Source organism: Streptomyces sp. NPDC051563, assembly GCF_044454225.1.
Taxonomy (GTDB): Bacteria; Actinomycetota; Actinomycetes; order Streptomycetales; family Streptomycetaceae; genus Streptomyces.
The window spans coordinates 134204-141594 of the sequence record NZ_JBITDL010000021.1 but is presented as its reverse complement, the minus strand read 5'-3'; the positions used below and the strand labels follow the sequence as shown (position 1 = coordinate 141594).

At 72.8% G+C, this 7391-nt stretch carries 6 protein-coding genes; 4 read left to right on the top strand and 2 right to left on the bottom strand.

All coding sequences use genetic code 11. The annotated features are described in order from the left end of the window. Positions 1–123: 123 nt before the first annotated feature. Positions 124–2115, bottom strand: a complete 1992-nt coding sequence (locus ACIA8F_RS25270) for a discoidin domain-containing protein (protein ID WP_399382059.1) — start codon at positions 2113–2115, stop codon at positions 124–126. A gap of 291 nt (positions 2116–2406) precedes the next feature. Further along, positions 2407–3282, bottom strand: coding sequence for a helix-turn-helix domain-containing protein (locus ACIA8F_RS25265; protein ID WP_399382039.1), 876 nt, complete (start codon positions 3280–3282; stop codon positions 2407–2409). A 175-nt stretch (positions 3283–3457) separates the two neighbouring features. Here ACIA8F_RS25265 and ACIA8F_RS25260 point away from each other — a divergent pair, with 175 nt between their 5' ends. From ACIA8F_RS25260 to pstA, 4 genes are all read left to right on the top strand, one after another. Further along, positions 3458–3868, top strand: coding sequence for a DUF2000 family protein (locus ACIA8F_RS25260; protein WP_399382057.1), 411 nt, complete (start codon positions 3458–3460; stop codon positions 3866–3868). Between the two features lie 470 nt (positions 3869–4338). Beyond that, on the top strand, positions 4339–4986 hold the full coding sequence (locus tag ACIA8F_RS25255; protein ID WP_399382037.1) for a hypothetical protein: 648 nt from the start codon (positions 4339–4341) through the stop codon (positions 4984–4986). Beyond that, positions 4983–6005 (top strand): phosphate ABC transporter permease subunit PstC, encoded by a 1023-nt coding sequence (gene pstC / locus ACIA8F_RS25250; RefSeq protein WP_399382036.1) that lies wholly within the window; start codon positions 4983–4985, stop codon positions 6003–6005. The genes ACIA8F_RS25255 and pstC overlap by 4 nt, the downstream gene beginning before the upstream one ends. Next, complete coding sequence (gene pstA, locus ACIA8F_RS25245) at positions 6002–7336, top strand: phosphate ABC transporter permease PstA (protein ID WP_399382035.1); 1335 nt, start codon at positions 6002–6004, stop codon at positions 7334–7336. Before pstC ends, pstA begins: the two co-directional genes overlap by 4 nt. Positions 7337–7391: the final 55 nt, after the last annotated feature.

The window sequence follows — 7391 nt, the reverse complement described above, 5'->3', positions numbered from 1 at the left end:
CCCCGCGGGCGCCGCGGGGGGTCCCAGGGCACGGGGCCCTTGCGGGGGCCCCGCTCCCCGCGGGCCCCCCGGGGGGGGGGGGGCGGGGGCCCCCCGCCCCCCCCCCCCCCCCCCCCGACGCCGTCAGCTGCTGTATACGCCGACTTCGTACAGGGAGTAACCCCACTGCGTTCCGCGTCCCGCTCCGTGGACGCGTACGTACCGGGCCGGGACCCCGGCGAACCTCGCGGTGTCCACCCCGCCGTCGCCCGCGGTCGTGGACCAGGCCGTCGTCCAGTCCGTCCCGTTCGCGGACACCTCGATGCGGTACGCACGCCCGTAGGCGCCCTCCCAGTCCAGGGTGACCCGCTTCACCAGCTCCTGGGATCCCAGGTCGACCTGCAGCCACTGGTCGTCGTTCCACTCGCTCGCCCAGCGGCTGCTCCGGTTGCCGTCGAAGGCGAGGCCGGGAGCGAAGCTGACGAAGGGGTTCCACCACTCGGACGTGCTCGCGGTGGCGGGCCGTCCCGCGGCGAGGTTCACGCCGGCCTTGTGCTGCTCCGACGCGCCCCAGGTGCGCAGGTAGGACTCGGCGCCCTTGAACAGGTCGTCCACCACGCCCTGTCCGCCGACGATCCGGATGTCCTCGATCCAGTCGGGCACCAGGCCGTAGTGCGAGGCGCCGTCGGTGTTCAGGTCCCACGTGCGCTGACCGGTGGTCACCTTGTCGATGACGGAGCCGCCGTCGGTGCTGACGAACGGGTACGTGACCGGGTTCGGCGTGTTCGCCCCGCGCGGGCCGGGCCAGCCGCCGACGCCGTTCATGTCGGTTCCGTAGCCGTAGCCGACGTTGTACTTCTCGCGCAGCGCGTCGGTCCGCTTCGCCTCGGCGCTGAAGCCCTCGGAGCCGCCCATGTACGCGGCGGCGAAACCGCCGAGCTTGTAGAGCCGCTCCAGCCAGCCGAGGTCCATCCAGCTGTGCGAGGAGATCACGCCCGGGTAGTTCTCGGTCTCCATGATGTCGAAGGCCTGACCGGCCGCCTTCACGCTCATGTGGTCCAGTTCGAGCATCATCTTGCGTTTCATCATGCCGCGCACCGCATAGTCACCGAGATCGGTGAGGCCGCGGGTGTTGCACTGGGCGCCCGAGGCGTACGCGGGCACGCTCACGCCGGCCGGCAGCTCCTTCTCGGCGGCGGCCGCCGGGGCCAGGCCGATGGGGTTGTCGTGCTGCGGGCCCTTGCACTCCTCCGTCTTCCAGAAGGTGCCGGTCGAGAGGAACTGCCCGACGTTGATGGCCGTTCCCAGTGCGCCCTCGTCGAAGCGGACACCGCACAGGGCGTTGTCGAACTTGTGGCACAGGAACATGCTGCGCACGCCGAGGTTGTACAGCTCGTCGAGGCCCTTGTCGATGTCCGCCTTGCCGCACTGGGCGACGTCCAGGATCTGCTTGCAGCCGAAGGGCTCGGAGGTCTCGACGCCGAGGACCACGGCCAGCTTGCCCTGCTTGATCACCTCGCGGGCCTGCGCGGAGTCGGTGACGATGCGGAACCAGCCCTTGCCGGCGCCGCCGTACATCTTGTCGACGTATGCCTGCATGTCGTAGCTCTTCTTCGCCTCCAGACGGATGGCGGTCATCTCGTCGCAGCTGCGGTCCTTGAAGAAGTAGACCGAGCAGATCACCCCGTTGGTGACGAGGTCGTTGACGAGGACCCGCTGGCCGCCGCGCCAGGCGCGCTCGATCCAGGCGTAGTAGTTCTGCTGGTGGGTCAGCGAGTCGTGGGCGGGCCAGTCCTTGAAGGTGGGCCAGCCGTCGGGGTCGTGCTTGCCGTCGCCGCCCTTGGTGATGAAGTCGAAGATGGCGAGGCTGCCGTCCGGGTAGTGCTCGGGACAGTCCTTGAGCGCGTCGGCGATGCCGGCGTCGGAGAACGGCTTTCCGCAGATCAGCCGGCCGCCGAAGCCCTCGTTGGACATGATGTGGTCGTGGGCGTCGACGAAGCCGCGGACGTTGCCCTGGGCGTCGGTGCCCTTGAAGGGCTCGCCGGTCACGTTGATCTGGGAGTCGGGTGCGGGCCGTGCGGTGGGGTTCCACCAGCCGTTGTCGGCCGCGGCTCCCGGGACGGGGCCGAGCACCATGGCGAGCAGGCCGAGGAGCAGGGACAGGATCGCGAACGGCTTGCGCCGGCGGCGGGGTTGCGGTTCCGGTCGTCGCCTGTGCGGGTCTGGGGTCATGGCCACTACTCACGTCCTCGGTCGGCGGAGGGCGCGGTCGAGGACACGGTCCACCGGAGGCGTGGCCGCCCTGGCACCTGTTTGTCATGTCCCGCGCAAGCATTGCACCGAGAATCGCTACTGCCGGGTACAGAGTCAAGAGTCCGGGTCACATGACCTGATGGATCGTCACCCTACTCGCGCGGCGGGCCGCCGTCAGCGGGATGCGGAGGACCGGGCGTAGCGCCCGGGGGTGGTCCCGACGACGCGCTTGAAGTGCCGGGTGAAGTGCGACTGGTCGTAGAAGCCCGCCGCCACCGCGACCTCGGCGGCCGGGCGGCCGTCGAGGAGCAGCCGGCGGGCCAGGGCGACCCGGCGCGAGACGAGGTACTGGTGCGGGGCGATGCCGAAGGCCCCGCTGAACGTGCGCACCAGGTGCGCGGGGTGGGCCTGGAGCAGCCCGGCCGCCTCCTCCAGGGACAGGCCGCCGGCCGCCCGTTCGTCGAGGAGCTCGCGCAGGCTCCGCGCGAGGCCGGAGCCGGAGCCCGGACCGGGCGGTGTGCCCGGGGTGCCGGGGAGTTCGAGGCGGGGGTGCAGCAGGGTGCGCAGCCGCTCGCCGATCAGGGCCAGCCGGCTCTCCGCCTCGAACTCGTCACCGGGCCTGGCCAGCACCCGGTGGAGCTGCCCGACGCGGCGGCGCAGTACGGGATCGGCGAGGTCGGGGCCGTCCACGGCGGCGCCGATGAACCGCTCGTCCAGCACGGTGGTGTCCAGGTAGACGACACGCTTGCGGAAGCCGTGCGCGGTCGCGGCGGAACCGTTGTGCGGGACCTGGGGAGGGAGCAGGCTCACGGTGTCGCCCGGGGTGCCGCGGCGGTGGCGGTCCAGGTCGTAGCGGACGGCGCCGTCGTCGACGATCAGCAGGGTCCACGCGTCGTGGACGTGCATGGGGTAGGCGTGCGCGGTGAAGCGGGCATGGAACACCTCGAGGACGCCCGCGACCTGCGGACGCCAGGCCGAGACCTCCTGCTGGGGCTGCACGCAAAGAACGTACAAGACCGCGCACGGGGACGCCCGGCAGTCTCGGGGCATGAGCGACGAGAAGACCAACGGCAGCGGCGCGAACGCGAAGAGCGACGACGGCCGCGCGGACGCGACGAGCAGCGAGGGCCGCGCCAGCGCGACGTGCGGCGACGGCAGCTCCGGCGCGACGAGCAGCGACAGCGGCGCCGATGCGACGAGCGGCGACAGCGCCACGTACGAGCCCGTGCGGTTCGACACCAAGATCGCGGTGCTGCTGCGCGAGGACCTGGAGACCTGGCAGCGGCTGAACGTCACCGCGTTCCTCGTCAGCGGACTCGGTACGGCGTGCCCCGAGGTGATCGGAGAGCCGTACGAGGATGCCGACGGAACGCCCTACCTGCCGATGTTCCGCCAGCCCGTGCTGGTCTTCGAGGGCGGGAAGGAGACGCTGGCGGCGGCGCACGAGCGGGCGGTGCGGCGCGGGCTGGCGGCGGCCGTGTTCACCTCGGACCTGTTCGCGACGGGCCACGACCGGGCCAACCGGGCGGCCGTGGCGGCGGTCGGCAGGGACGGCCTCGACCTGGTCGGGATCGCCCTCCACGGGGCGCGCAACGCGGTGGACAAGGTGCTCAAGGGGGCCCGTATGCACGGGTGAGCGCCGGGAGGCGGACCGCCGGCGGGATGTCGTTTCGGCCACCCGGTGGTCGGGGCCCGGTCGTTGCGCGGAGACCTGCGCGCGGTTCGGCGCACGGTCCGGGGATCCGCGTCGCGCCGTCCGCCACCAGGTCCCGGGCCCTTTCGTGGTGGTCTTGTGAAGGTGGCCCGGAGGCCAGCTCGGGGCGCGATCCCGGCCATCGCGGGGCATGCGCGCCCCGTCATACGCAACACGCCCCAGCCGCGCGTTCACGTGCTCTCCGTTTCTGCTTCACCGATCCGTGTGCCCCAGAGCCCTACGCCCCGTGGATTGTCATGCCCGCGGCCATGGGTGGGTGGCCGTTTTCCGGCCACGCACGGCTTGTGGGGAAGGGGGGCGGTCCGGTGTCTCAGCCACGTTTTCTGTTCGTGTCCTGGGTGGATGTAGAAAGACGTCAGGCGCCTGCACCGATGGCGGGGGGACCGCACGCAGTGCGGGGAATCGGCGGCCAGGGCGCTCACGGCGGCCAGGGCGCTCACGGCGGCCACGGCGGTCACGGCGGCCAGGGCGCTCACGGCGGCCACGGCGGTCACGGCGGCCAGGGCGGTCACGGCGGTGGGCCCGACGCGGTGACCTGGCGCCTGGTCGGCTCCAACAACCACGAACTCGGCCGCAGCCCCTCCGTGTACCGCGCCCTCGGTGCCTGCGGTGCGGCCGTCGAACGGCTCCGCGAGCGGATCGGCGAGGCCGTCCCGGTCGTGGCGATGTCCACCGGCGCGGTGGCGGCCGCAGCCGCGGCGGTGCCGGATACGGGCCGGCGCCCGGTCCCGGGCGGCTCCGGCTCCCGTACCCCGTCCGGCTCCGGTGCCCCGTCCGGCTCCGGCTCCCGTGCCCCGTCCGGCTCCGGCATCGGCGCCTGGACCTGGCAGCTCGTCCTCGACGAACAGTGCGTGGCCGTGGCCGTCCGCACCTTCCGCCGCCAGCGCGAATGCCGCCACAGCCTCCAGCTGTTCCTGTCCGCCGCCGCCGAGGCGCAGGTGGCCTCCGGAGTCACCCACACCCGCCGGCTGCGCGGTCTGCGGCTGCCCGGTGCCGGGGAGGCCCCGGGGCTGGCCCTGCGCGCGGGAGGCCCGCGGTGACCGCGACCACGGTGATTCCCCCGGCCGCGCCCGAGGACGAGCACGTCACCCCGCGCGCCCTCGCCCGCAGCGGCGATCCGGCGGACCGGATCTTCCGCGGCTCGGCCCGCGCCGCGGGCGCCGTCGTGCTGCTCGTCATGACCCTGGTCGGCGTCTTCCTCGGAGGCCGCGCCCTGACCGCCCTGGACGACGCCGGCCCGTCCTTCCTCACCACCTCCGCCTGGGAGCCCGACTCCCACAACTTCGGCGTGGCCGCGGTCCTCGTCGGCACCCTGCTCATCGGCGGCGTCGCGATCCTCTTCGCGCTGCCCCTGGCGATGGGCACCGCGCTCTACATCACCGAGTACGCGCCGCGCCGCATCAAGCAGACCCTGATCAGCCTCGTCGACCTGATGGCCGCGGTGCCTAGCGTGGTCTACGGCCTGTGGGGGCTGTTCCTGTTCCAGCCGCACGTGGTGGGCCTGTCCCGCTGGCTCACCACCTACCTGGGCTGGTTCCCGCCCTTCGCGGTCGACGGGGACGATCCGCACGACCCGCTGAGCCCCAACACCTTCTACACCTCCTCCACCTTCATCGCGGGCACGGTCGTCGCGCTGATGGTGACGCCCATCGCCTGCTCGGTGATGCGCGAGGCCTTCGCCCAGGCGCCGCCCGGCGAGCGCGAGGGCGCCTTCGCGCTCGGCGCCACCCCGTGGGGCGTCATCCGCTCCGTCGTCCTGCCCTTCGGCAGGGGCGGGATCATCGGCGGCACCATGCTCGGGCTCGGCCGCGCGCTGGGGGAGACCATCGCCGTCTACCTGATCATCTCTCCGGTCTTCGTGATCCAGCCGCACATCCTCCAGAACGGCGCCGTCTCCGTGTCCGCCCTGATCGCCCTGCGCTACGGCTCGGCCAGCCCCCTTGGGATATCCGCCCTGATGGCGGCCGGCCTCACCCTCTTCCTGATGACCCTGGTGGTCAACTTCGCCGCCTCCTCGGTCGTGGCCCGCAGCCGCTCCGGAGCGGGGGCCGACGCATGACGGCCCTCACGCACCGGCCGCACGGGCCGGGCGCCGCCGACGCCCGGGGTACCGCCGACGCCAGGGGTGCTGCGGGCGCTCCGGCCGCCGTCACCGTCCGCCCGCCCGTGCTGCTCGACGGGACCGGGGTCCCGCCGGAACTCCGGCGCAACACCGCGACCCTGCACGCGCGCGACGTCCTCGCCATGGTGGGCGCGGCCACCGCCGCGCTCGCCGTGACCGCCCTGCTGTTCGGCCGGCTCCTGCCCTTCAACGCGCCGCTCGGCTTCGCCGTCGTCCTCTACCTGGCCTTCATGGCCCTCTACGCCGTCCTCGTGTCCCTCGACGAATCCGCCGCCACCGTGCGGGCGCGCCTCGCGCAGGCCCTCGTGCACAGCGTCGCCGCGCTGCTCATGTCGGCCCTGGTGTGCGTCGTCGGCTACGTCCTCATGCGCGGCTGGGGAGCCCTGGCCCACCTCAACTTCTTCACCGACGACATGGCGGCCACCGGTCCGCTGGAGCCGCTGTCCCGGGGCGGGGCGCTGCACGCCATCGTCGGCACCCTCGAGCAGATCGGCATCGCCCTGGCGGTGTCCGTGCCGCTGGGGCTGGCCTGCGCGGTGTTCCTCAACGAAGTCCCGGGCCGCTACGCGCGGTTCGTGCGCACCATCGTCGAAGCCATGACGGCGCTGCCCTCCATCGTGGCCGGCCTGTTCGTCTACGCGACCTGGATCCTGCTGCTCCACTTCGACAAGTCCGGCTTCGCCGCCGCCCTCGCGCTGTCCGTGATGATGCTGCCGATCGTCATCAGGGCCTCCGACGTGGTGATCCGGCTGGTTCCGGGCTCGCTGAAGGAGGCCTCCTACGCCCTGGGCGCCGGTCAGTGGCGCACCGTGTGGACCGTGGTCCTGCCCACGTCCCGCTCCGGACTGACCACCGCCGTGATCCTGGGCACCGCCCGCGGCATCGGGGAGACCTCCCCGGTGCTGCTCACCTCCGGCATCGCCAACGGGCTCAACGCCAACCCCTTCGACGGACCGCAACTCTCGCTGCCGCTCGCGGTGTTCAGCCTGGTCCAGTCCCCGGAGAAGTCCATGATCGCCCGGGGTTTCGGCTGCGCCGCGCTGCTCATGGCACTCGTGCTGCTGCTCTTCGTGCTCGCCCGCGTCATCGGCGGCAAGGCCCCGGGCCAGCTGGGCCGCGGCGCGCAGCACCGCCGGGTGCTCGCGTCCGCCCGTGACGCCGAGCGGATGCGGGCCCGGGCCGCCGAGCGGGACCTCGCACTGACCGGAGCGGAGGCCGGGGGGCCGGAGCCGCAGGGATGGCAGGCGCTGCCTCCGCCCCGGGTGTAGCCGCCCGCTCCTCGCGGCTCCGCGCCGTGTCCATTCGTACGATCCGTGACCGATC